At 59.7% G+C, this 23,980-nt stretch carries 21 protein-coding genes; 6 read left to right on the forward strand and 15 right to left on the reverse strand.

The annotated features are described in order from the left end of the window. The coding region (locus tag D8U69_RS02370) for a malate:quinone oxidoreductase (protein ID WP_130906610.1) at nt 1–155 on the reverse strand (155 nt) is incomplete at its 3' end. Between the two features lie 365 nt (nt 156–520). Here D8U69_RS02370 and ilvD point away from each other — a divergent pair. After that, complete coding sequence (ilvD, locus tag D8U69_RS02375) at nt 521–2,203, forward strand: dihydroxy-acid dehydratase (RefSeq protein ID WP_130906611.1); 1,683 nt, start codon at nt 521–523, stop codon at nt 2,201–2,203. A gap of 207 nt (nt 2,204–2,410) precedes the next feature. On the opposite strand, the gene D8U69_RS02380 is transcribed toward ilvD, so the two are convergent. Genes D8U69_RS02380 through D8U69_RS02390 form a run of 3 tightly spaced genes read right to left on the reverse strand, consistent with a single transcriptional unit; the run spans nt 2,411 to nt 6,685 of the window. Next, on the reverse strand, nt 2,411–3,838 hold the full coding sequence (locus D8U69_RS02380) for an aldehyde dehydrogenase family protein (protein WP_130904688.1): 1,428 nt from the start codon (nt 3,836–3,838) through the stop codon (nt 2,411–2,413). A 9-nt stretch (nt 3,839–3,847) separates the two neighbouring features. Beyond that, nucleotides 3,848–5,155, reverse strand: coding sequence for an aminotransferase class III-fold pyridoxal phosphate-dependent enzyme (locus D8U69_RS02385; protein ID WP_130904687.1), 1,308 nt, complete (start codon nt 5,153–5,155; stop codon nt 3,848–3,850). Nucleotides 5,156–5,185: 30 nt separating this feature from the next. Continuing rightward, nucleotides 5,186–6,685, reverse strand: coding sequence for a serine hydrolase (locus D8U69_RS02390; RefSeq protein ID WP_130904686.1), 1,500 nt, complete (start codon nt 6,683–6,685; stop codon nt 5,186–5,188). 189 nt (nt 6,686–6,874) lie between these two features. On the opposite strand from D8U69_RS02390, the gene D8U69_RS02395 reads away from it, so the two are divergent. Then, the gene (locus D8U69_RS02395) at nt 6,875–7,753 is read left to right on the forward strand and encodes a GntR family transcriptional regulator (RefSeq protein ID WP_130904685.1); all 879 of its coding nucleotides are present in this window, start codon (nt 6,875–6,877) and stop codon (nt 7,751–7,753) included. A 203-nt stretch (nt 7,754–7,956) separates the two neighbouring features. On the opposite strand, the gene D8U69_RS02400 is transcribed toward D8U69_RS02395, so the two are convergent. From D8U69_RS02400 to D8U69_RS02430, 7 genes are all read right to left on the reverse strand, one after another. Continuing rightward, nucleotides 7,957–9,243, reverse strand: a complete 1,287-nt coding sequence (locus tag D8U69_RS02400; RefSeq protein WP_130904684.1) for an OprD family porin — start codon at nt 9,241–9,243, stop codon at nt 7,957–7,959. 114 nt (nt 9,244–9,357) lie between these two features. After that, the gene (locus D8U69_RS02405; RefSeq protein WP_130904683.1) at nt 9,358–10,989 is read right to left on the reverse strand and encodes an ABC transporter ATP-binding protein; all 1,632 of its coding nucleotides are present in this window, start codon (nt 10,987–10,989) and stop codon (nt 9,358–9,360) included. A gap of 2 nt (nt 10,990–10,991) precedes the next feature. Continuing rightward, nucleotides 10,992–11,867 (reverse strand): ABC transporter permease, encoded by an 876-nt coding sequence (locus D8U69_RS02410; protein ID WP_130904682.1) that lies wholly within the window; start codon nt 11,865–11,867, stop codon nt 10,992–10,994. Continuing rightward, on the reverse strand, nt 11,864–12,805 hold the full coding sequence (locus tag D8U69_RS02415; protein WP_130904681.1) for an ABC transporter permease: 942 nt from the start codon (nt 12,803–12,805) through the stop codon (nt 11,864–11,866). Before D8U69_RS02415 ends, D8U69_RS02410 begins: the two co-directional genes overlap by 4 nt. Before the next feature lie 14 nt (nt 12,806–12,819). Next, nucleotides 12,820–14,364, reverse strand: a complete 1,545-nt coding sequence (locus tag D8U69_RS02420; protein ID WP_241667847.1) for an ABC transporter substrate-binding protein — start codon at nt 14,362–14,364, stop codon at nt 12,820–12,822. Nucleotides 14,365–14,786: 422 nt separating this feature from the next. Continuing rightward, complete coding sequence (locus D8U69_RS02425) at nt 14,787–16,400, reverse strand: methyl-accepting chemotaxis protein (protein WP_130906612.1); 1,614 nt, start codon at nt 16,398–16,400, stop codon at nt 14,787–14,789. Nucleotides 16,401–16,503: 103 nt separating this feature from the next. After that, the gene (locus tag D8U69_RS02430) at nt 16,504–17,172 is read right to left on the reverse strand and encodes a DUF2238 domain-containing protein (RefSeq protein WP_130904678.1); all 669 of its coding nucleotides are present in this window, start codon (nt 17,170–17,172) and stop codon (nt 16,504–16,506) included. Nucleotides 17,173–17,347: 175 nt separating this feature from the next. Between D8U69_RS02430 and D8U69_RS02435 the strand changes: the two genes are divergently transcribed. Further along, nucleotides 17,348–17,779, forward strand: coding sequence for a nuclear transport factor 2 family protein (locus D8U69_RS02435; RefSeq protein ID WP_056853365.1), 432 nt, complete (start codon nt 17,348–17,350; stop codon nt 17,777–17,779). Between the two features lie 87 nt (nt 17,780–17,866). Here the strand turns inward: D8U69_RS02435 and D8U69_RS02440 are convergent, their stop codons facing one another. The 4 genes from D8U69_RS02440 to D8U69_RS02455 form a co-directional block, all read right to left on the reverse strand. Continuing rightward, on the reverse strand, nt 17,867–18,307 hold the full coding sequence (locus D8U69_RS02440) for a CBS domain-containing protein (protein ID WP_056853364.1): 441 nt from the start codon (nt 18,305–18,307) through the stop codon (nt 17,867–17,869). A gap of 31 nt (nt 18,308–18,338) precedes the next feature. Continuing rightward, the gene (nirD, locus tag D8U69_RS02445) at nt 18,339–18,716 is read right to left on the reverse strand and encodes a nitrite reductase small subunit NirD (protein WP_056853363.1); all 378 of its coding nucleotides are present in this window, start codon (nt 18,714–18,716) and stop codon (nt 18,339–18,341) included. After that, nucleotides 18,716–21,277 (reverse strand): nitrite reductase large subunit NirB, encoded by a 2,562-nt coding sequence (gene nirB, locus D8U69_RS02450; protein ID WP_130906613.1) that lies wholly within the window; start codon nt 21,275–21,277, stop codon nt 18,716–18,718. The genes nirD and nirB overlap by 1 nt, the downstream gene beginning before the upstream one ends. A gap of 523 nt (nt 21,278–21,800) precedes the next feature. After that, nucleotides 21,801–22,001 (reverse strand): CstA-like transporter-associated (seleno)protein, encoded by a 201-nt coding sequence (locus tag D8U69_RS02455; RefSeq protein WP_056853361.1) that lies wholly within the window; start codon nt 21,999–22,001, stop codon nt 21,801–21,803. A 243-nt stretch (nt 22,002–22,244) separates the two neighbouring features. On the opposite strand from D8U69_RS02455, the gene D8U69_RS02460 reads away from it, so the two are divergent. Genes D8U69_RS02460 through msrA form a run of 3 tightly spaced genes read left to right on the forward strand, consistent with a single transcriptional unit; the run spans nt 22,245 to nt 23,911 of the window. Next, complete coding sequence (locus D8U69_RS02460) at nt 22,245–22,850, forward strand: SCO family protein (protein WP_056853360.1); 606 nt, start codon at nt 22,245–22,247, stop codon at nt 22,848–22,850. After that, nucleotides 22,850–23,353: a copper chaperone PCu(A)C gene (locus D8U69_RS02465; RefSeq protein ID WP_130904674.1), complete on the forward strand. Its 504-nt coding sequence runs from the start codon at nt 22,850–22,852 to the stop codon at nt 23,351–23,353. Before D8U69_RS02460 ends, D8U69_RS02465 begins: the two co-directional genes overlap by 1 nt. A 51-nt stretch (nt 23,354–23,404) precedes the next feature. Beyond that, on the forward strand, nt 23,405–23,911 hold the full coding sequence (gene msrA, locus D8U69_RS02470; RefSeq protein WP_130906614.1) for a peptide-methionine (S)-S-oxide reductase MsrA: 507 nt from the start codon (nt 23,405–23,407) through the stop codon (nt 23,909–23,911). Nucleotides 23,912–23,980 lie beyond the last annotated feature (69 nt).

The following is a 23,980-nucleotide window of genomic DNA, read 5'->3' on the forward strand; positions in this document are numbered from 1 at the left end:
GGTTCCAGCTCATTGAGCCACACACCCAGGGTCGCGCTCATGATGCCGCCGCCAATCAGCAGCACATCGACTTTCTTGGCTTCTTCGGCCTGAGCCGTCGTCATCCCCAACGACAGAGCCAACCCCAGCAGGGCTGTGTTCACTTTTTTAAACATCTGTAGCACCTATGATAAAACGCCATCCGCCCTTCCATCCTCGCGCTCACAGCCCATGTTTCACGGCAGATCATGGGTGCGGCACAGCAGGACTACCGGGTGGGCACACAAGGCCGATGTCTGTGCATCGACCCCCGTTATATGTCCCTACTGAACTGACTTCTTATCTTTTTTGGCTTCAGCTACTTGAGCGACAGTGATTCTGTTCGCCCGTCTCATGGACAGGAAAACTGAATAGGTCAAACCAAGTTGCGCCAAGAATATCACGACAAGGCTAACCCGCGCGTCTGTTCCCGACTCGTGAGTCCGGTTCGACGCGGCGGGACCTCTATACTGATGCTGTTTGCCTCAAAGGATGCATTGTCATGAGCGATACAGACTATCTGCGCAAGTACTCCTCCCAAGTGATCGATGGCGTCGAAGCCGCACCCGCCCGGGCCATGCTGCGCGCGGTGGGTTTCACCGATGACGACTTCAACAAGCCGCAGGTCGGCATTGCCTCGACCTGGGCGATGGTCACGCCGTGCAACATGCACATCGACAAGCTGGCGCTGGAAGTGGAAAAAGGCGCAAACGCCGCCGGCGCCAAAGGCGTGATTTTCAACACCATCACTATCTCCGACGGCATCGCCAACGGCACCGAAGGCATGAAGTACTCGCTGGTATCCCGCGAGGTCATTGCCGATTCCATCGAGGTCGTGGTCGGTTGCGAAGGCTTCGACGGACTGGTGACCGTAGGCGGCTGCGACAAAAACATGCCGGGCTGCCTGATCGGCATGGCGCGGCTCAATCGGCCGTCGATCTTTGTCTATGGTGGCACCATCCGCCCCGGTGCCGGCCACACCGACATCATTTCCGTGTTCGAGGCCGTCGGTCAGCATGCCCGCGGCGACATCAATGAAATCCAGGTCAAGCAGATCGAAGAAGTGGCGATCCCCGGCCCCGGTTCCTGCGGCGGCATGTACACCGCCAACACCATGGCCTCGGCTATCGAAGCGCTGGGCATGAGCCTGCCGGGCTCGAGCTCCCAGGACGCCGTCGGCGGCGATAAGGCCTCAGACAGTTTCCGCGCCGGCCAGCAAGTCATGGAACTGCTCAAGCTCGATTTGAAACCGCGGGACATCATGACGCGCAAGGCTTTTGAAAACGCCATCCGCGTGGTGATCGCCCTCGCCGGCTCGACCAATGCGGTGCTGCATTTACTGGCGATGGCCAACGCAGTGGATGTCGAGTTGACCCTGGACGACTTCATCGAGCTAGGCAAGATTTCCCCGGTGGTCGCCGATCTGCGCCCCAGCGGCAAATACATGATGAGCGAGCTGGTGGCCATCGGCGGCATTCAGCCCCTGATGAAACGCATGCTCGCGGCCGGCATGCTGCACGGCGATGTCATGACTGTCACCGGCAAGACCCTCGCGCAAAACCTGGAGAACGTGCCCGACTATCCCGAAGGCCAGGACGTGATCCTGCCCTTCGACCGGCCGATCAAAAAGGATTCGCACCTGGTGGTGTTGCACGGCAACCTCTCGCCGACCGGCGCGGTCGCCAAGATCACCGGCAAGGAAGGCCTGCGCTTTGAAGGCACGGCCCGGGTCTACCACGGTGAAGAAGGTGCGCTGGCTGGCATTCTCAACGGCGAAGTTCAGCCCGGCGAAGTGATCGTGATCCGCTACGAAGGCCCCAAGGGCGGGCCGGGTATGCGCGAAATGCTCTCGCCGACGTCGGCGGTGATGGGCAAGGGTCTGGGCAAGGATGTGGCGTTGATCACCGATGGTCGTTTTTCCGGAGGCTCCCATGGTTTCGTGGTCGGGCATATCACGCCGGAGGCCTTTGAGGGCGGGCCGATTGCGTTGATCGAGAATGGCGACAAAATCAGCATCGACGCCGAAACGCGGCAGCTTACGCTGGATGTGTCCGAGGCTGAGCTGGCCGAGCGCAAGTCGCGCTGGGTGCGGCCGGAATCGAAGTACAAGCGCGGGGTGTTGGCCAAATATGCGAAGACCGTGTCCAGCGCTTCGGAGGGGGCGGTGACGGATAAGTATCTGTGAGCCGAAAAGGTGTGCTGCCTGACCTGGCGCATTCAACTTGCCCGCGATGGCGGCGGCTCAAGTGCCATCAATGCTGAATGTGCCGGCCTCTTCGCTGGCAAGCCAGCTCCCACAGGGTTTTGCGGCGTGCCTAAATCATGCGGCAACCACAAGACCTTGTGGGAGCGGGCTCGCCCGCGATGACGGCGCTGTTAACCACCGAAACATTCAGGCGCCCGACCCATACCCAAACATCGACTTCACTTCCAGGTAATCCTCCAACCCGAACACGCCCCATTCACGACCATTGCCCGACTGTTTATAGCCGCCGAACGGCGCGCCGTTGTCCGCCTTGCTGCCATTGAGGTGGACCATGCCCGTGCGCAAGCGTCGCGCCACTGCACGAGCGCGCTCAAGCGAACCCGACGTGACGTATCCCGAAAGTCCATAAGGGCTGTCATTGGCGATCGCGACGGCTTGGTCTTCGGTGTCATACGCGATGATCACCAATACGGGTCCGAACACTTCCTCCCGGGCAATCGGCATATCCGGGTGGACGTCGGCAAACACCGTCGGCCGGACGTAATACCCCAACGACACACCGTCGGGACGCCCTGTGCCACCGCATACCAAGTGTGCTCCTTGATCGATGGCGGCACCGATCAGAGCCTGGACCCGTTCGAATTGCGCGACATTCGCCAGTGGCCCCATGGCGCTGGCCGGCTGACTGTCATCGAAACAGATCTGCGCGGCAACGGACCGGGCGATCTCGATGGCCTGCGCCTGCATTGACCGAGGTATCAACAGACGGGTCGGCGCATTGCAGGACTGACCGCTGTTGCGAAAACAACTGCTCACAGCGTGGCGCACCGCCGTCTCGATATCGGCATCGGCGAGGATCAGGTTGGCCGACTTGCCGCCCAACTCCTGGGATACACGCTTTACCGTATCGGCAGCGGACTTGGCCACGGCAATGCCCGCAGCTGTAGAACCGGTGAACGAAACCATATCGATTTGCGGATGCCGGGCGATCCCATCGCCGATCGTCGGGCCATCGCCATTGACCAGGTTGAACACGCCCTTGGGCACGCCGGCACGGTGAAGAATGTCGGCCAGCAACATGGCAGACAGCGGAGCTTTTTCGCTTGGTTTGAGCACCATGGTGCAACCGGCGGCAAGAGCCGGTGCGAGCTTGCAGGTCAGTTGATTGAGCGGCCAGTTCCAGGGGGTGATCAATCCGCAGACGCCAATCGGCTCACGGCTGATCAGTGTCGTGCCGTGATGGCGGTCGAACTCATAGCTACGCAGCACTTCGAAGGCCCGCTGCAAGTGACCAAGCCCCGCAGGCACGTGTGCATTGCGCGCCAGTGACAATGGCGCGCCCATCTCCCGGTGCACCAGTTCGACCAGCGCTTCGCTATGTTGTCGATAACCTTCGATGATCGCACCCAGCAGGTCCAGGCGTTCCTCCCGCGACCATTGTGCGTACTGCGCAAATGCGCGTCTTGCCGCCGCCACAGCCCGGTCGAGGTCGGAACGAGTGCCGAGCGTGATCGCGCCGATGGAACGCTCGGTGGTCGGGTCGATCACCACCATGGATTCGCCCGCCAGGGGCTTGACCCACTCGCCATCAATGTAGAAATCGAGGTAATTCATCGGGCCTCCTCAGGCGACTTGATCGAGTACCCGCTGCAAGGTGTCGAAGATCAGCGCAATCTGTTCTTCGCTGATGATCAGCGGTGGCGACAGCACGATGTTCTCGCCCGAGGCGCGCACCAGCAGCCCGGCGTCGAAGCAGCGCTGCGCGACTTCCGCAGCCCGGGCACCTGGCGCGCCCTCGCGGGATCTCAGCTCGACGGCGCACAGCAGACCGATGGCCCGAATGTCCTGCACCGACGGTTGCTCACGCAACGCCAGCGCTGTTTTCTGCCAGACGGGAGCAACTTGTCGGACGTGAGCGTTGATGCCCAATTCCTCATGCACAGCGAGGGTCGCCAGTCCCGCTGCGCACGCCAGCGGATGGGCCGAATAGGTGTAGCCATGCATGAATTCGATGGCTTGCTCGGGGCCGGTCATGAACGCGTCATACACCGAACCGCTGACCAGCACGGCCCCCATGGGCACGGCGCCGTTGGTCAAGCCCTTGGCGAGGGTCATCAGGTCCGGCGTCACTGCGAATGTCTGGGCGGCGAACGAGTGCCCCAACCGACCGAAACCGGTAATCACTTCATCGAAAATCAGCAACACGCCGTGGCGATCGCAAATCTCGCGCAGCTTCTGCAAGTAACCCAGGGGCGGCGCATAGACGCCACCAGAACCGGTCACCGGTTCTACGATGACCGCCGCCACCGTCGAAGGGTCGTGCACCTCCAGCAGTTGCAGCAATGCATCGGCATAATGCGCGCCCTGTTCTGGCTGGCCGGCGCTGAAGCGCAGGCCGGCGTCATACGGCAGCGGCAGGTGTGCAACGTCGCCAAGCAATGGTCCGAAATCACGTTTCTGCCGACCGATACCGGACACCGATAACCCACCAAAGCCCATGCCGTGATAGCCCTTGGCTCGGCCGATCAGTTTGGTCCGGCGACTGTCGCCACGGGCCTGATGATAGGCGCGGGCAATTTTCAAGGCAGTGTCGACGGCTTCGGAACCTGAGTTGGTGAAGAACACCTTGTCGAGTCCCGCCGGAGCAATCGCCACCAATTTGTCAGCCATGGCGAGGGCTGCCGGGTGGCTCATCTTGAACGAGGATACGAAATCCAGACGCCCCGCCACCTCGCGGATCGCGTCGACGATTCGTGCCTGTCCGTGACCGGCGTTGACGCACCAGAGTCCGGCCATGGCGTCGAGTACGCGGTGGCCGTCGGTGGTGGTGTAATGCATACCCTCGGCGCTCTCGAACAGCGTCGGCTGGCGATTGAACTGACGCATCGGGGTAAAGGGCGCCCACAGCGCGGAAGTCGAAATCGGGTTCATCTACTGTGCTCCATCCAATTAATCAGGGGGTCAGATCCGGGTGCCGGTCAGTGTCGAGCGCTGCATCGATCCGGCATTGGTGTTAACGCCGCGATCGAACAGCAAGTGGCCGTGCTCCAGGCGACAGCAGACGTGGTCGCCGAAAGCGGTTTCGACAAAGCGCCAGTCCATCCGCAATTCGCCTTGCTCGTTCCAGCGTCCGTGGGCGATGACCGGGGTCTGTTCCGGTTGGTATTGATGATGCAGATAATTGCCGGTGATGCTGGTTTGCGACTCTACCGGCTGGCGCAGGCCGACTCGCAAGCGGTGCTGTCCGCGATGATCAACGAGGGTGAAATCGCAATAGTCATCGCGAAAGTCGAAGCCCAGCTCCAGCACTCCGTCCTCATTTGGCGCCACGGCGAAGCGACCTTGCAGGTGGGTGGCGCAGGGCGATTCACTCAAGCCTTGCAGGGTTGGCAGGCACAAGGTGTCGATCAGCTCGTCGAGTTGCGTTTGGGTGGAATGCGGATCGGTGGCCGCACGGCCCAACGCCGGGAACAAATGGTCCCAGATCGCTGCTTTCAAGCGTCGTTCGCCCAGGCGCAAACCGCAGGTTAAGACGATCACCGTGTCCTGGTCCGGCAGCACCATGCAGTACTGGCCGAATACACCCGAGGCGTAATATCCGCCTTGCTCGGTCATCCACCATTGATAGCCATAGCCGTCCTGTCGCGCCTCAGTGTTGCGGTCATGACTGCGCGGCAGATACTGCTTGCCGTCGAATTCCCCCATCCACACCTCTTCGACCTGATTGCGAGTGGCGTCGGCGATCCACTGTGGGGACAGCAACTGTCGTCCCTGCCACTGGCCCCGATTGAGGTGCAACACGCCGAATTTCAACGAATCTTCGGTGGTGCAGCTCAGGCCATTGCCGCCAGAATTGAAACCGCCGGGAGCCAGATCCCACTCCAGACGGTCCAGCCCCAGATAATCCAAAACCCGCTCCTGCAACAGCTCATGCATGGTTTTGCCGCTGACCTGCGTAACAATCGCCGACAGCATGAAACTTGAAGCACTGCTGTAGATGAAGTCCTTACCCGGTGGCACTGCTACCGGCTCATGCAGAAAAGCTTCGACCCAACTGGTTTTCAGGTTGCGCCAGTCACCGCCGGAAATGCCCCGCTTGTGGCCGGTGCGCATGGTCAGCAAATCTTCCACGGTCATGGCGGCGAGGTTTTCACTGATCTCGACCGGGCACAGCTTGGGGAAAAAGCTGACCACTTTGTCGTCTAGCTTCAAGCGTCCATCGTCGATCAGCAGGCCCACGGCCGTGGCGGTCCAGCTCTTCGTCGCCGAGTGCTGTACATGCATGCGCCGCGCCGAGTACGGGCGCCAAAAGGCTTCTGCCACCACCGCGCCCTGGCGATAAAGCATGAAACTGTGCAGCTCAAGCCCGGCGTTCTGCACCGCCGAGATAAAGTCAACGACCCCTTGAGGGTCGACACCTCGTTCATGAGGCAAGGCTCTGGGCAGGGGTTCATAGGTCATGACTAACTTCCTCAAAATTGCCGTTTCTCTGCGAATCAATGTTTTTATATATCAAATAATACGTTTTTTAATTTATCTACCACTGCATGCCTGTATTTAAAGCCTCTATAATTCAGCTTCCGCTGCTTCGAAGCGTTTTGTACTTTTCGGGTATCCTTGCCTCCCCTGTCACAGGAACGACAACGCGCCATGGCTCAACTCACCTCGCTGCAGACCAAGGTCGCCGGCCAGATCCTTTCCGCCATTCAGTCCGGCGACCTGCAACCCGGTAGCCATCTCAAGGAAGTGGAACTGAGCCAGCGATTGGGCGTATCCCGCTCGCCTATCCGCAGCGCCCTTTCCTACCTGGCCGAGCAGCAATTGATCGAGCCCTTGCCTCAACAGGGCTTTCGCGTTCCTCTGCAAACTTCTGCCGGTCTGGCGGAGCAGTTCGATGAACTGCACAACGAGGAAGATGAGCTTTACACCCGGCTGATCGACGACCGGCTGAATCAGGTCTTGCCCGACCAGATCTCCGAAAGCGATCTGCTGCGGCGCTACGGTGCCGGTAAAAGTGTGTTGCGCCGCTGTCTGCTGCGGCTCTCCGATGAGGGCGTCATGCAGCGCAAACACGGCCATGGCTGGATGTTCCTGCCTACCCTGAGCAGTCCCCAGACGCGCTTCGAGAGTTATCGCTTCCGCATGCTGGTCGAACCCGCCGGCCTGCTGGAACCGACGTTCAAGATCAATGCCGAGCAGTTCCGGCGCTGCCGGGAACGCCAGCTCGAACTGCTCGAAGGTCAGGTCGACGGCCAGCGGTTTTTCGAATGCAACGCCGAGTTCCATGAACTGCTCGCTGCGGCATCCGGCAACACCTACATTCTTCAGGCGATCCAGCAGCAGAACCGCTTGCGTCGGCTGACCGAGTTTCATTCGGCGAGCAATCTCGAGCGTGTGAAAGTTTCTTGCCGCGAGCACCTGGCGATTCTTGATGCACTGGAGCAAGGTGATAACGAATGGGCCTCGACCCTGCTGCATCGGCATTTGGAAGTGGCCAGCAAGATGGGGGTTGCACGCAATAAGGCCTGAGCCGGAACTCATTTGCCCTGTAGGCGCAGAGCTTGCTCGCGATGGCGTCACCACTGAAAAATATCCGTTGATTGATACGCCGCCATCGCGGGCAAGCCAGCTCCCACAGGGATCGAGTACATCGGCCAAATTCCGGTGGGCTGGCAAGCCGCCATCGCGAGCAAGCTCGCTCCTGCAGGAGATCAGCGTGCACAGCCAGCGCATCACCAAAGCGCCACGGTGTAACCGAGGATCACCCGGTTTTCGTTCATGTCGCGCAGGTAATTGGCTTTGCTCAACCCATTACGCCAGCGCAGCGAAACACCCTTGAGCGCCCCGGACTGAAACACATAGCCCAGATCGATATCCCGCTCCCACTCGCGGCCCTCACCAGCAAACCCAAGGACTTCAGCTTGATCGCCCTTGGCCCAGCGAGTGGAAAACGTCAGCCCCGGAACTCCCAACACCGCGAAATCAAAGTCGTAGCGCGCATGCCAGACCCGCTCGTTGGTCTGGGAGAAATTGCTCAACTGATACTCGGAAAACAGGTAAGTGTTGGTGCCATCCACATAGGTAAAGGGCGTGTCGCCATATTGCTCCTGATAACCGCCGCCCAGGCTGTGGCCTTTAAAGCTGTAGGCAACCCGCGTACTCAATGCGCGGTTGTCGACCTTGCCTGCCAGCCCAGCACCCGCCTTGTCCGCGTCGAAGTAGCGGATGTCGGTTTTCAGCGTGCCGCCACCCAGCGCGAAGCTGTTTTTCAGGCCGACGTAGTGTTGCTGGTAGATGTCTTCCAATTGCGCAAAGTGGTAGGTCAGGGTCAGGTTGGGACTGAGCTTGTAATCGCCGCCGACAAAATTGAACTCGTCACTTTTGGCCGAACTTTTATAGGCGCCGCTTTGACCGGTCAGACCCATCTCTTCGTAGTCGGTCGACTCACGTTGTTTGGTCCGATTGATCTGGCCACCCGTGAGAGTCAGGTTCTTGATGTCCGCGGATGTCACTTGCGTGCCTCGGAAGGATTGCGCAAACAACCGGCTGGTATTCGGTTGCAAGGTCGGCAGGTCGGGCAGCAGATAACCGCTGCGCAATTCGCTTTTGGCGATACGCATTTTCCCGGTCACACCCAACTTGGAGTATTCGTCGTGGGCACGCTTGGCATAGCTCGGCTTTCCAGGCTCTGCTTCGTTGTTCCGCGACAGCAGGCCCGAGCCGGAACGGTCGGGGCTGGAGTCGAGTTTCAAACCGAGCATGCCGATCGCATCCACGCCAAATCCCACCGTGCCCTCGGTGAACCCTGACTTCACATTGAGGATGAAACCCTGCGCCCATTCTTCGCGTTTGGATTGCCCGGCGTCCTCACGATAATCGCGGTTGAAGTAGTAGTTCTTCAGCTCCAGATCGGCCTTGCTGTCCTTGATGAAATCGGCCTGGGCCGGGGCGCTCAACAGGCCCCCGCCCATCAGGCTGACACCGGTCATGATCAGGTTGAGGTTGCTGTTGTTGCTCATTGCGTGGCTCCTGGCAGTCATCGTGAGTGAGTGGGTCTTATTGTTTTTCGGACATGACTTCCCCCTTCGCGCCGGTTTCGGGACTGGCGCGCGAGGTGCAATCAGGGTGTTAAATCAAAAACTGGCCGGGCGTAATCGGTAGCCGCCGTCGGCGAGTTTTTCCAGAGGACTGGCCGCCGCCAACAACTGGCGTGTGTACGGATGCTGCGGATAGTCGAAGACCTGCTCGCGAGCGCCGATTTCGACCACTTCGCCCTGGTGCATGACCGCCACCCGGTGCGCAATTCGCTCCACGGCTGCCAGGTCATGGGAGATGAACAGGCAGGCAAAGCCGTACTGCGCCTGCAAACGCTCGAACAATTCCAGAATCTGCTTCTGGATGGTCATGTCCAACGCGGAGATCGGCTCGTCGGCAATCACCAGTTGCGGATGTCGCACCAAGGCGCGACCAATGGCGACGCGCTGGCGCTGGCCACCGGACAGTTGATGTGGGAAGCGTTCGACAAACTGCTCGCCAAGGCCCACATCACGCAATGTCTGCGCGACTCGCTCGCGACGCTGGGCAGCATTCAGGCCAGGTTCATGCCGCAGCGGCTCAGCGAGAATCTCGCCGATTCTCATCCGCGGATTGAGCGAAGAATACGGGTCCTGAAAAATCATCTGGCATTGCAGGCGATGGGTCCGGTTGGCGGCCTTGAGAATGTCGACACCCTTGAACCGAATCGCCCCGGCACAGGGTTTGATCAAGCCCACCAGCGAGCGGCCAAGAGTCGTCTTGCCCGAGCCACTGCCGCCGACCAGCGCCAGCGTTTCCCCTGGTGCAATGGCCAGGCTGGCGCAATGCACCACCCGTTTGTACTGGCGTTTGCCCCAGAAGGATGGCGGCCCGGGATGCTCAATGCACACCTGATCAACTTCCACCAACGGGCCGTTGCTCGCCGGCAGCGCGGCCAGTTCGCCACGTCGTGGCAAAGCCTCGAGCAGCTGGCGGGTGTACTCGGCCTTGGGTGCCAACAGAATCTCGTTGATCGTGCCCTGCTCCACCGATTTGCCGTGACGCATCACCACCACTTTGTGCGCATAACGTGCCACCAAAGACAGGTCATGACTAATGAACAGGATCGCCGTGCCCTGCTCCCGGGTCAGTTCAAGCATCAACTCGATGACGTCCAGTTGTGCCAGGCAATCGAGCGCGGTCGTCGGCTCATCGGCAATCAATAGCGCCGGGCGCAGCAACATCACCGAGGCCAGCATGATCCGCTGACGCATGCCACCGGAAAACTGGTGCGGGAAAGCTTCCAGGCAGCGTTCGGCGTCCTTGATGCCGATGCGTCGCAACATGGTGAGACAACGCTCGCGGATCTGCCCGGCATTCAAGTCAGTGTGCAGTTCCAGTGCTTCGCTCATCTGCTGGCCGATCTTCAAGGCCGGATTAAGCGACACCATTGGCTCCTGGAACACCATGCCGATACTCGCGCCGCGAATGGCGCGCAGCCCGGCGGTGCCTGCAGTCACCAGATCACGCCCCTGGAAATCCAGGCGGCCGCCGCAGACTTGCATCGGTAACGGCAACAACCCGATCGCCGCCCGAGCGGCCATGGTCTTGCCGCTGCCGGACTCACCGACCAGGGCCACAATCTCACCGGGTGCGACGCTGAAGCTCAGGTCATCGACAGCCAGCGGCCCATGCTCACCCACGCGGATCTTCAGGTTTTCCACGCTCAACAAAACATTGGTGGACGACATGCTCATTTCCTCATCCGCGGGTCGAGACGATCACGAAGTGCATCGCCGAACAGATTGATCGCCAACAACGCCAGGCAGATGAACAGCCCCGGAAAGATCCCCAGCCAAGGGGCCGATGCGATGTAGGGTCGGCTACTGGCAAGCATGTTGCCCCAGGTCGCCGCGGGCGGTGGCACACCCAGGCCAAGGAAGCTCAGGGCACTTTCCGAGAGCAACGCCCAACCGAACATGCTGGTCGCCAGCACACACAGTGGCGCCAGGCAGTTTGGGGCGATATGCCGCAGCATGGTGTACAGCTCCGAATTGCCGATCACCCGCGACGCTTCGATGTACTCCAGCTCGCGCAATGACAACACCGTGCCACGCACCACCCGCACCACCGAGGGCGTGTAGGCGATCCCCAGTGCCAGGACGATGCCGTACTTGCTTGCACCGATGATCGCCATGATGCCCAGGGCCATGAGAATCCCGGGGAACGCCAGCAGCGCATCGTTGAACATCATCAGCAAACGATCGGTCCAGCCGCGCAGGTACCCGGCAAGCATGCCGATCAACGTACCAGCGACCACCGCCACACTGACCGTCAGCAAACTGATCCACAGGCTGGTGCGGGCGCCGATCAACAGCCGGCTGAACACATCGCGACCGAACTCATCAGTGCCCAGCCAATGCAGCACGGACGGGCCTTGCAGGCGCGACAACAGATCGATTCGCAACGGGTCGAACGGTGTCCACACCAGCCCCAGCAATGCCAGAGCGATCAGCACCAGCAACAACCCGCCACCTATCAGTGCATTGGCCGCTGGCCAGCCACGCGGGCGCTTGACGGGTGGGCTCGCGGCCCCCACCAATGGCGCCAAAGGAATATTCGAACTCATAACTTCACCCTTGGATCGAACAGTGGGTAGAGCAGATCCACGCAAAGGTTGACCAGCACATAGATGAAGGTGATCAGCAGGAGGCAGCCCTGCAGTACCGGATAGTCGCGGGCAAAAATCGCATCCACCATCAGTCGGCCGATGCCCGGCAGCGTGAACACGGTTTCCAGTACCGCGATGCCGCCCAGCAGGTTGCCGAGGATCAGTCCGACCAGGGTCCAGGTCGGCGCAAAGGCGTTGGGCAATGCGTGCCGCCACAACACAGTCCGCTCCGACAAGCCTTTGGCGCGGGCATGGGCGATGTATTCCAGGCGCAATACTTCAATGGTGCTGGCTCGGGCCATTCGGGTAATCGCACCCAGTTCCACCAGGGTCAGGGTGATCACCGGCAGTACCAGAAAACTCATGGCCTGCCACGGGGCCTGGGCGAAACTCACGTAGCCCACCACCGGCAGCCAGCCGAGCTTGATGCCGAAGGCATGCAGCAACAGCAGGCCGAGCCAGAAGCTGGGGATCGACAACAGCAAGGTAGCGGTGGTCACCAACCCCAGGTCCAGGGCACTGTTTTGTTTCCACGCAGCGACCAGACCGACCGGTACCGCAATCAGCGTGGCCAGGAACACAGCCACCAGCACGATGATTGCACTGACACTGAAGCGCTCCAGTATCAGCGGCAACACCGCCTGTTTGGTGCTGATGGAAAAGCCCAGGTCGCCGCTCAGGACAGCCTTGAACCAAATCAGGAACTGCGTCACCACCGAGTGATCGAGCCCCAGGTCACGGCGCATGTCGGCCAGACTCTGTGGGTCGGCCATATCGCCGAGCATCAGCAGCGCCGGGTCACCGGGGATCAGGCGAATCATCGCGAACACCATCACCGAAATCAGCAACAGGGTCGGTATCGCCATCCCGAGTTTTTGCAGGATAAAACGCAACATGATCAGCCTCCGCGTTACTGGGCCGCGAGGCTGACGCCCCACAGTCGCGGCTTGGCCACAGGCCAGGAGTGGTAACCACGTACGCTGTCACGCAGACCACCGATAATGGTGCCGTTGTAGATGATCACCATTGGCGTGTCCTGGATCATCATCCGGTGCAACTGGTCGAACAACGCTTGGCGTTTGCCGGTGTCACTCTGGCGCACCGCATCTCGCAGCAACGTTTGGGCTTGCGGGTTATCCCAGACTTTGCGCGGTTCCTTGGTTTTGTCGCCCATCAACGAATCGAAGCCCAGCGCAGGGTCCAGCCGTGATGAGTAGGAGAACGACATCATCTGGTAGTTGCCGCTTTGGTAGCGCTCCAGTTGCGTCCCCCACTCCAGGGTTTCCATCTCGATGTTCAGTCCGCTGGCCTGGGCCATGGCTTGACTCAGCACGCCCATGTCGAACATCTGTTGGTAGCGCTTGTTGACGATCATCTTGATCGGCTGGCCGCGGTACCCCGCCTCTTTCAGCAAGCGTTGCGCCTCTTGCGGGTCGTACTTGTAGCCCTGCTTGGCGGTGGCATCGTAGAACGCGCTGGTTTGCGGGATTGCCGAGTTGTTCGGCTCGGACAAACCGTTGGACAGCGCGGTGACCATCTGGCCGTAATCCAGCGAATGGGCAATGGCCTGGCGGATGCGCACATCCTTGAGCAGTGGATCGTTGGTCTGGAACAACAGGCCGCAGATCGCCATGATCGGGCTGACCGACACCTCAATTCCCGGCAATGCCTTAAGCTCCTGAGCGTCGCTGGCGGTAACGTCTGGCAGCAGGTCGATGTTGTTTGACAGCAACGCCGCTTTGGCCGAAGCCGCATCGGGAATGATCATGAAACGCACGGTGTCGACCAAGGCCTGCTTCTTGCCAGTAAATCCATCCGGTCCGGCATCGTCACGGGCGCTGTAATCCTTGAAGCGCGCCAGCTCTACGGACTGGCCGGGCTTCCAGTCGGCCAGCGTGAACGGGCCGGTGCCGATCGGTGCCTTCCAGCGTCCGTCCGCCGCGACCGAATCCGGATGCAGAATGCCCCCACCGCCACAATCCGGACGGGCCATGGACGCCAGGAACAAACCGCTGGGCTGATCGAGCTGGAACACTACGGTAAGTGGATCCGGCGTGGTGATACCGGTGATCTTCGCCCCACCGCGACCATCGAATTCCGCCAGGCACCGCCACTGCGTCTGAGGGTTGAGGTAATGCGACCAGGTCCACTTGACGTCGGCGGCGCTCATTATTGCGCCGTTGTGAAAGCGCACCCCCTCGCGCAGCTTGAAGGTATAGGTCAAACCATCCTCGGAAACCTGAACTTCCTTGGCCAACAGCGGGCCGACAGTGGCGTCCTCGCGATGGGCTACCAGGCCTTCGACAATATGCAGCATGACGGTATCGGTGTTCTCGTCGCGGTTGACGCCAGGCTCGGTGCTACGGATGTCGGCGTTCAAGCCAACACGCAATGTGCTTTCAGCGTGAGCCTGCGCAATGGCGGCACCGAGCGCGATGACGCCGAGCGCTTGCAGGGTGACGCAAAGAGATCTGTTCAATAAGCGATTCACGGGAGAGGTTCTCCTTCGCTGCAAAGTCCGGCCAGGGGCAGTGCCGGCTTCAAGCCTGTGTTTATGTCGTTTTTGTAATGGCCTGATCTCGATCAGTGCCGCATGCGATTTTGTTTTTTTAAATTCGCAGAGACATATTCACAGCATGATGATCGCTTTGCAATGTTTTTTTAACTTGCAAAAAACATTGCATGTCATTTTTAGGGCACACCGAATCTCCCCGCATTGGCACACCAATAGATTGGGAGGCAGGGGAGCGTATCCGCGAGCAAGCACGCGTCTACGGATAATCTTCAGCGAACACAAAACTTGTGATCGCCCTAAATCCGGTATGGGAGCGAGTTTGCTCGCGATGAGGACTTATCAGGCAACGGATGATTTGAATGTCAAAGCCGAAACCGATCCACCGACTGCGACAATTGCCCGGCCAGGTTCGATAACTCGTCCGTCGTCGTAGCCGTTTGCCCGATTACTTTGCTGTTGCCTTCGGACATGCCGGCGATCATCTCGACCTGATGGGCGATTTCGTTGCTGGCCAGGCTCTGCTCGCCGATGGTGCGGCTGATATCGTTGACCAGTTGCGTGGTGTTGAGCGTGGCTTCGAGGATCTCGCGGATGGCGCGTTCGACGTCGGCAGTCACGGCCATGCCTTTGTCGACCTGGGCCACGCCCTCCTCCATGCTGATCACCGCTTCGCGGGTGCTTTGCTGGATGCGCGAGACCATGGCGGCGATTTCCTGGGTCGAGGCGCTGGTACGCCCGGCCAGGCTGCGCACTTCGTCGGCGACTACCGCGAAACCACGGCCCTGTTCGCCGGCACGGGCAGCCTCGATGGCGGCGTTGAGTGCCAGCAGGTTGGTTTGATCGGCGATGCCCTTGATGACCTGGATAATGCTGAAAATCCCTTCGGATTCCTTGTCCAGCGTGCGAATCACCTGCGCTGACTGCTGCGCCGAGCGGGCGATGCCGTCCATGTCGTTGACCACCTGATGGATCACCCGCCCACCATCCTTGGCCAAGGCTTCAGCCTGATTGGCCATATCCAGCGCGCGCTCGGCGTGCCGGGTGATTTCTTCGATGCTTGCCGTCATTTCACTGGCCGCCGCGGCCATGGTACTGGCGGCGGCGCTTTGCTGCTGGCTGCTGCCGGCGACTTCGTGGCAACCGCTGCTCAGTTGCTCGCTCATGCCGCTGACACCATGGGCATTGCTGCGCACCACTTCGATCATGCCGCGTAAATCGCGCTGCATGGTGGCGAGGCTGCGAATCAGCGTGCTGGCTTCGTCCTTGCGGGTCGGCTCGACGATGGTTTCGCTGAGGTTGCCGTGAGCGATGCGCTCGGCAATGCGGCTGGCCGTCTGCAAAGGCGCCATGATGCTGAGAATCACCCAGCGGCCCTGCGCCAACAGCAGCAACAGGCTGGCAACCAGAACGCAGGCAAGTGCGAAGTTAGCGTTGCTGATGGCTTGCGCTGTGCCTTGGCTGGTCTGTTGCGTGTTGCTCTCGATCAACTCGCTGAGCGCCGCCATCTGGTCTTCCAGTTGGCCGAAAGCCTGGTTGAACGTGCCCAGTTGCGCTTGCGCGGCTTGCGGATTCTCCAGCGCCAGCGCGACGATGCGTTCGGCGGTGCCGATGTAGGTGTCCAGGCTCGGCTTGATTTGGTTCAACGCGGTTTTCAAGGTGTCGTTGACCGGCAGCTTGAAATTTTCGCCCAATACTTCGCGAAAACGCGTGGAGTGCTCCTCGATGGAACTCCGTACCTCGGCCTGGCTGCTGGTGCTTTTGCCCAATCCCACCAACATCGCCGACAGCACATCGGCGCGCAAGGCGTCGTGCATCATGTCGGCTTCAAGGTGGTTACGCAGTGCAGTCATGCCGACGTCGTTGTCCTTCACCGCTTGCGCCATTTGGCCATTGCCCAGGTAACTGACCAGCCCCATGATCAAGGCAGTGATCACGCCTGTGCCGATCAGCAACAGTAAACGCAGTTTAATGGACACTCTGTGGTTCCTCTTCGTACGTTTATCGGGTGGCTTGCGCCAGCACAATTTGCATTGCTGAAGAGGTTATCGACTGCACCAAAAGGGAATTGAAGGGCTGACTTCACTGATTGCAGTTTTTGCGACACGCGGTAGGCAACGCGGGTTGGAACAGGCTGCTGCGCAGCGAAACCAGCGACAGGCTGATGAAGGCCCCAAGAATGGCGAGCGCCATGTCCTTTTGCGAATCCCACGGATCGTTTTGTGCACCAACGAAGGCTTTGGCAGTGTCGTCGCCGAGGTAAGCGCCGCCCACCCACTCCACCAGTTCATAAACCGCCGAGGTGGAAAGCATGATGTTCACGGTGACAAAAAACAGCCAGAACCCACGCAATGGCGTCAGCCGCGCCAGCACTTCACGAATGGGAAAGACCATCAACAGGCCGTAACTCAGATGCACCAGTCGATCGAAATGGTTGCGGTGCCAGCCAAAGGTTTTATCGAAACTGAACCCGGTAAGGGCGGAACACCATCGGTCGTAAGGCACCATGGAATAGGTGTAGTGCGAACCCAACTCGTGAATACACAGGAATACGAATACCAGGGTGATGGACGTCGCAGACAAACGAAACCGCCGATAAACCGCCAGCAATGTACCCACCAACAACAACACCAACAGATTTTCCAACGCCCAATCGATCCGGCTGCGCGGGGCAAAACCGGAAACCGCGACGATGACCAGCAGTGTCACCAGCAACGTCAGTTCGTATCGCGGATGTTCTTTGGGCTGCATGGCATTGATTCCTCGAAATCCGACACTTGAAATAAAAAACCGTGACGAACGTTTAACTTCGAGAAAAACCTGCGGCGCAAGTTCGCTTTTTTCCGCAAGCGCATGCTAGGTTGTACGATGACTGACAAATCTATTTTCAAGCTCAGTCACCCTAAACAACAACAAGGAAACCTTCATGAAAAAAACCACATTGCTGATCGGATTTTTCTGCCTGTTCAGCGGCTACGTTGCAGCCGCTCCTGCTGCCGCGGACAAGGAAGTAGCACAAGCCGTCGATCACCTGACCCAGGCCATGTTGCACAAGGACATCGCCGAACTGCAGGCATTGACCGCCGAGAACCTGACTTATGGTCATTCCAGCGGCAAGATCCAGGACAAGAAAGCTTTCATCGCCGACATCGAAACCGGCAAAAGTGCCTTCAAGACCCTTGAGATGCAGAATCAGACCATCACCTTGTCCGGCGATGTTGCATTGGTTCGCCACCACTTCTCGGCCCAGGCCCTCAAGGGCACCGAGGTGGTCCCGACTGAAATCGAGAACTTCCAGATCTGGCAAAAACAGCACGGGAAATGGCTGTTGGTAGGACGGCAGGCGTTCAAATTCTGATGCTTGGATAATCCCGCAAAAAAAGGGGACGAATCGGCGGCTACCCTCCGATCCCTCCCCTTTTGTGTGGCTAATGAAAAACGTGTCTCAGTGCCCGCGGATGTAATGTTCAAACTGACGAATCAGGTCGGCCTGCTCGACAATGGCTTGCTTGACCAGATCGCCGATCGACAGCAAACCGATCAGCTCGCCATTCTCAACAACCGGTAGATGCCGCAAATGGCTGTCAGTCATGACCGCCATGCAATGCTCGATGCTTTGTTGGCTATCAGCGGTAACCACCGGAGAACTCATGATGGCCCTGACCGGGGTGCCGACTGATGAACGCCCCAGCAGCACCACCTTGCGCGCGTAGTCACGCTCGCTGATCACACCAACGACTTCGCCCTTTTCGATCACCGGCAACGCGCCCACGTTCTTCTCGGCCATTTTCTTCACGGCCTCGAGCACCATGGCATCCGGTGCGATGCTGTGCACCTGCTGGTTTTCCACGACTTTGAGCTTGAGCAACTGTGCGGCTGTCTTCATGTGCGTCTCCTGATGCGAATCGCGTACAACGTCAGGCCAGCCCGACTTCCACCCGCCCTTCCTTCAACCGCACCGGCCAGACCCGCAAACGCTGTTGTGGATACTCCAGGCAGCTGCCGTCTTCCAGGCGAAAATGCTGTTTGTAGATCGGCGACGCCACCACCAGATCCCCCTTGATACTGCCGACCAGGCCGCGGCCAATCACGTTGGCCCCGGATTGCGGGTCATGGTTGTCGATGGCGTAGAGTTTTTTGCCCTCCGCGCCCGGCAGGTAAAACAGCGCCACTTGCGCACCGTCGAGCCACACCACGACACCGGAATCGCTCACCAGATCCTGCTGGCTGCACACCGATTGCCAGGCATCGATATTCTCTACACGTGCAGCGCGCTGAGTATTGGACAGGCTCATCAGACAGTCTCCTCGGTGACAGGGATCAGGTTGAGTTCGGCGGCCATGATCGGCCGGCGTTGGCCGCGCTCCTGGACAAAGTGAATGTCCGGGTCCGGGCGTTTGTCGTTGACGAAGGTGCGGAAGCGCTTGAGTTTTTCCGGGTCCTTGAGGGCGTTGGCCCACTCGCATTCATAGCGATTGACCACCAATTGCATCTGCGACTCGAGTTCGGCGCCCAGGCCAAGGCTGTCGTGGATGATCACGTCCTTGAGGTAATCCAGGCCGCCTTCCAGGCTTTCGCGCCAGACCGACGTACGCTGCAATTTGTCGGCGGTGCGGATGTAGAACATCAGGAAGCGATCGATGTAACGGATCAGCGTCGCGTCATCCAGATCGGTGGCGAACAGTTCGGCGTGCCGTGGACGCATGCCGCCGTTGCCGGCGATGTAGAGGTTCCAGCCTTTCTCGGTAGCGATCACCCCCACGTCCTTGCTTTGGGCCTCTGCGCATTCACGGGTGCAACCGGACACCGCGAACTTGAGCTTGTGCGGCGAACGCAGGCCTTTGTAGCGGTCTTCGATGGTCAGCGCCATTTGCACGCTGTCTTGCACGCCATAGCGACACCAGGTGCTGCCGACGCAGGACTTCACTGTGCGGGTCGATTTGCCGTAGGCGTGGCCGGTTTCGAAACCGGCTTCGATCAGCTCCGCCCAGATGTCCGGCAATTCATGCAACTGCGCGCCGAACAGGTCGATGCGCTGGCCGCCGGTGATCTTGGTGTAGAGGTCGTATTTCTTCGCCACCACGCCGATGGCAATCAGTTTGTCGGCCGTGATCTCGCCCCCGGGAATGCGCGGTACCACTGAGTAGGTGCCGTTTTTCTGCATGTTGGCCATGAACGTATCGTTGGTGTCCTGCAACGGCACCAGCGACGGATCCATGATTGGCTGGTTCCAGCACGACGCCAGGATCGAGCCCACCGCCGGTTTACACACGTCGCAACCGGTGTGGCCACGGCCATGCTTGGCCAACAGTTCTTCGAAGGTGATCACCCCTTCCACCCGCACCAGTGCATACAACTCCTGTCGGGTGTAGGCGAAATGTTCGCACAGGCTCTTGTCGACGCTGACGCCTCGGGCAATCAGCTCATGTTCGAAGACTTGCTTGAGCAACCCGGCGCAACCACCGCAACCAGTGCAGGCCTTGGTCTGCGACTTGAGCAGGCCGAGGTCGGTGCAGCCGCCGTCGATGGCCGAGCAGATGGCGCCCTTGGTCACGTTGTGGCAGGAACAGATGGTGGCAGCTTGCGGCAAGGCGCCCGGGCCGAGGGTCGGCGCACCTTCGGACGACGGCAGGATCAGCGCGGCCGGCTCCGACGGCAAGGCAATCGCGTTCTGCATGTATTGCAACAGCGTGTCGTAATAGCTGTTGTCGCCGATCAACACTGCGCCGAGTACCCGTTTGCCGCTGGCATCGACCACCAGGCGCCGATAGCTGGCGGTGGTTTCGTCGATGAACTGGTAACTACGGGCGCCCGGGGTGTTGGCATGGGCGTCACCGATGGAGCCGACATCGACGCCCAGCAGTTTGAGCTTGGTCGACATGTCGGCGCCCTGGAACGGTTCGGCGACGTCGTCGCACAACCGCGCCGCGACACTGCGAGCCATCTGGTAGCCGGGAGCGACCAGACCGAACAGGCTGCCGTTCCACGATGCGCATTCGCCGATGGCGTAAATGTTCGGATCGCAGCTCAGGCACGTGTCGTCGATCACTACGCCGCCGCGCGGGCCGATCTCCAGCGCGCACTGGCGAGCCAGGGCATCTTGCGCCCGAATACCAGCGGAAAATACGATCAGGTCGGTTTCAAGGAATTCGTCATTGGCAAAATTCATCCGATAGCGGAACTGCTCGCCAGCACTGATCGATTGCGTGGCGCGGGACAGGTGAACACCGACGCCCAATCGTTCGATCTGCGCCTTGAGCGCCAGCCCACCCAAATCGTCCAGTTGCACCGGCATCAGGCGCGGTGCGAACTCCACGACGTGTGCTTCCAGCCCCAGGCTTTTCAGGGCATTGGCCGCTTCCAGGCCGAGCAAACCACCGCCGACCACTACACCGCGCCTGGCGTTGGCTGCAGCAGCGCGAATGGCATCAAGGTCTTCAAGGGTGCGGTAGACCAGCCGCGAATCGCCTTCGGCGCCTTCGATCGGCGGTACGAACGGATAGGAACCGGTGGCCAGGACCAGTTTGTCGTAGGCAACAGAGCCTTGGGCGGTGATCACCTGGCGACGGGCACGGTCGATTTCCAGCACCGGCACTCCCAGGTGCAGGGTCACGCCTGGCGTCTGGTACAACGCCGCGTCACTCAGTGCCAGCGACTCGGCATCGCGACCGGAAAAGTATTCGGACAGATGCACACGGTCGTAGGCGCGCATCGGCTCTTCGCTGAATACGTGCAAGCGATAATGTTCAAGGGCACCGCGCTCGATCAACTGCTCGACACAGTGATGTCCGACCATGCCATTGCCGATGACGATCAGCGTTTGCTGCTTGTTCAAAGTGGCCACATTGGAATTCATAAACGACACCTGCCCAAAGCCCATCACGGTGAAAAAAAGCAAAAAAAAACGCCTGAAACCTTGCGGTTCCAGGCGTCTTTGCCTGTTCTTTTGCGGTGTTGAAACCAGACGGCCATGCCTGATCCACCGATATTGCCCACGACCTGTGCGGTTGATCGATCGTCGTTGACCGAGTGGGCGGTCCATCTTTTCCAGATGGCGCTGATGGGGTGGATGCAGTGTTTGTGCCAAGCGCGCACAGAAACTGGAAACAGACCTGCAGAGCCGTGTCCGCAACGCTTCTGGCGAAGTGAGCAGGATTGTCAGAGGTTGATGTTACAGGGGGGAATGGTTCAGGAAACCGCTTCGCACTGGTGCAAGTTGCCGGACATCGCGCTTTAAAAGTGCGCAAATCCCTGTAGGAGCCGAGCTTGCTCGCGATAGCGGTGCATCAGTCAGCCTTGATGTCACAGACATACCGCAATCGCGAGCAAGCTCAGCTCCTACAGGGGTTCTGGATGACCTTGTGGACGGGATCTTTGTCTCAGCAACACCGCGTATTACATTTCCCACGGCCAAACCGCGCTTCCTGACGCTCGCGGAAAAACGCCTCATAGCTCATCACCGGCTCGCCCGGCTGGTTGATCGCCATTTGCGCGACGTAATTGTCGTAGTCGGGCATGCCCACCATCAAACGTCCGCTCTGGCTCAGGAAACGTGCGGCTTGCTGCAGTTTACGAAACATGGCGATGCTCTCTTTGAGGTATTGGACGACCCTATCAAACCTGATGTTTGTATCTGCAATGTGTCGACAGCCGAGCGCTTTGTATTCTCTTGTATTTGACGGGCCCGCGACCTTTTGGCGCATGACCGGCCGGCCATCGATTGAGCGCCAACGGGCAACAGTTTGTTAACATCCCTGCGCTTTTTCTCGTCTGATTGATCAGCCACTGTAGATATCCAGTCGCTACACAGGATGCTTTTTTCCATGAGTACGTTGTATTCCCGTCGCACGGTCCTGCAAGGCATGAGCCTGCTGAGCCTCGGCCTGCTCGCCGGCTGCGATGACAGCAGCAAGCTGTCGTTCAAGTACGGCAAGGACCTGAGCGACAAGATCATGGGGCGTTCCTTCAAGCTCAAGGACACCCAGGGCGAAACCCGGATGCTCGGCAGTTATCAGGGCCTGATGCCGATGATCTTCTTCGGTTTCACCCAGTGCCCGGCGGTTTGCCCGACCACCCTGGCCCGCGCCGCCCAGGCGAAAAAACTGATGGGCCGCGATGGCGAGCGCCTGCAAGTGATCTTCATCACCCTGGACCCGGAGCGCGATACCCCAGAATTGCTCGACCAATACGTCAAAGCCTTCGACCCGAGTTTCGAGGCGCTGTACGGCACGCTGGAAGAAACCGCGGCCACCGCCAAGGAGTTCGGCGTATTCTTCGAGAAGGTCCCGAGCGGCGACACCTATACCCTGTCCCACACCGCCACCAGTTTCGTGTTCGACTCCCGGGGCAACCTGCGCCTTGGCCTGTCCGCGTCCCTTACCGCTCAAGAGTGCGCAGAAGACCTGCTCACCGTCATGGAGGTTTGCTGATGATTTCGTTCTGCGCGCCACGCATCAAACAACTGGCCCTGGGCCTTTCCCTGCTCGGCATGGCGTGGCAGGTGTCCGCGCAAACCGAGGTCAACGACGCCTGGGTCCGGGCAACCGTGGCCGGCCAGCCTTCGAGCGGCGCCTTCATGACCCTCAAGGCAGACACCGACAGCAAGTTGTTGAGCGTGCAGTCGCCGGTGGCGAAGCTGGTGCAGATTCACCAGTCCAGCATGAAGGACGATGTGATGAGCATGCAGCAGGTCGACTCGGTTGCCCTGCCCGCCGGCAAGGCCGTGAGCTTTGACCCCCATGGCTATCACATCATGCTCATGAACCTGACGGCGCAGATCAAGGAGGGCGACAGCGTTCCCCTGACCCTGACCGTGGAAAACGCCAAGGGCGAGAAAGAAACGATCAAGGTCGATGCCCCGGCTCGTGCGCTTGGCACGATGGACCACGGCAACATGGATCACAGCAAGATGGATCACAGCAAGATGCAATGAGGGTCTGACGGCCTCCCCCACGAGGCCGTTATCTGATGGGAGGTGCATACCATGACGACGAACACCGAAACCGCCATTCTTGCCGGCGGCTGCTTCTGGGGCATGCAGGATCTGCTGCGACGCCAACCGGGCGTGATCACCACGCGGGTCGGCTACTCGGGCGGCGATGTGCCCAATGCGACTTACCGCAACCATGGCACCCACGCCGAAGCGATCGAAATCGTCTTCGACCCGACGCAGATCAGCTATCGTCAGATCCTCGAGTTTTTCTTCCAGATCCACGATCCGAGCACCAAAAACCGCCAGGGCAACGATCTGGGCACCAGCTATCGCTCGGCGATTTACTACCTCAGCGAAGAGCAGAAACGCGTCGCGTTGGACACCGTAGCCGACGTTGACGCTTCGGGGCTCTGGCCCGGCAAGGTGGTCACCGAAATCGAGCCCGCTGGCCCCTTCTGGGAGGCAGAACCCGAACACCAGGATTATCTGGAACGCCTTCCTGAAGGTTACATCTGCCATTTCATCCGGCCGAACTGGACACTGCCCAAACGTGGTTGATGCCGCGAACGCATGGCCTGTCGGAGCTGTCGAGCGAATCGAGGCTGCGATCTTTTGATTTTGTTTTTG

Origin of the sequence: Pseudomonas sp. Sample_16, from assembly GCF_004307665.1 — a bacterium.
In the GTDB taxonomy this organism is placed as follows: domain Bacteria; phylum Pseudomonadota; class Gammaproteobacteria; order Pseudomonadales; family Pseudomonadaceae; genus Aquipseudomonas.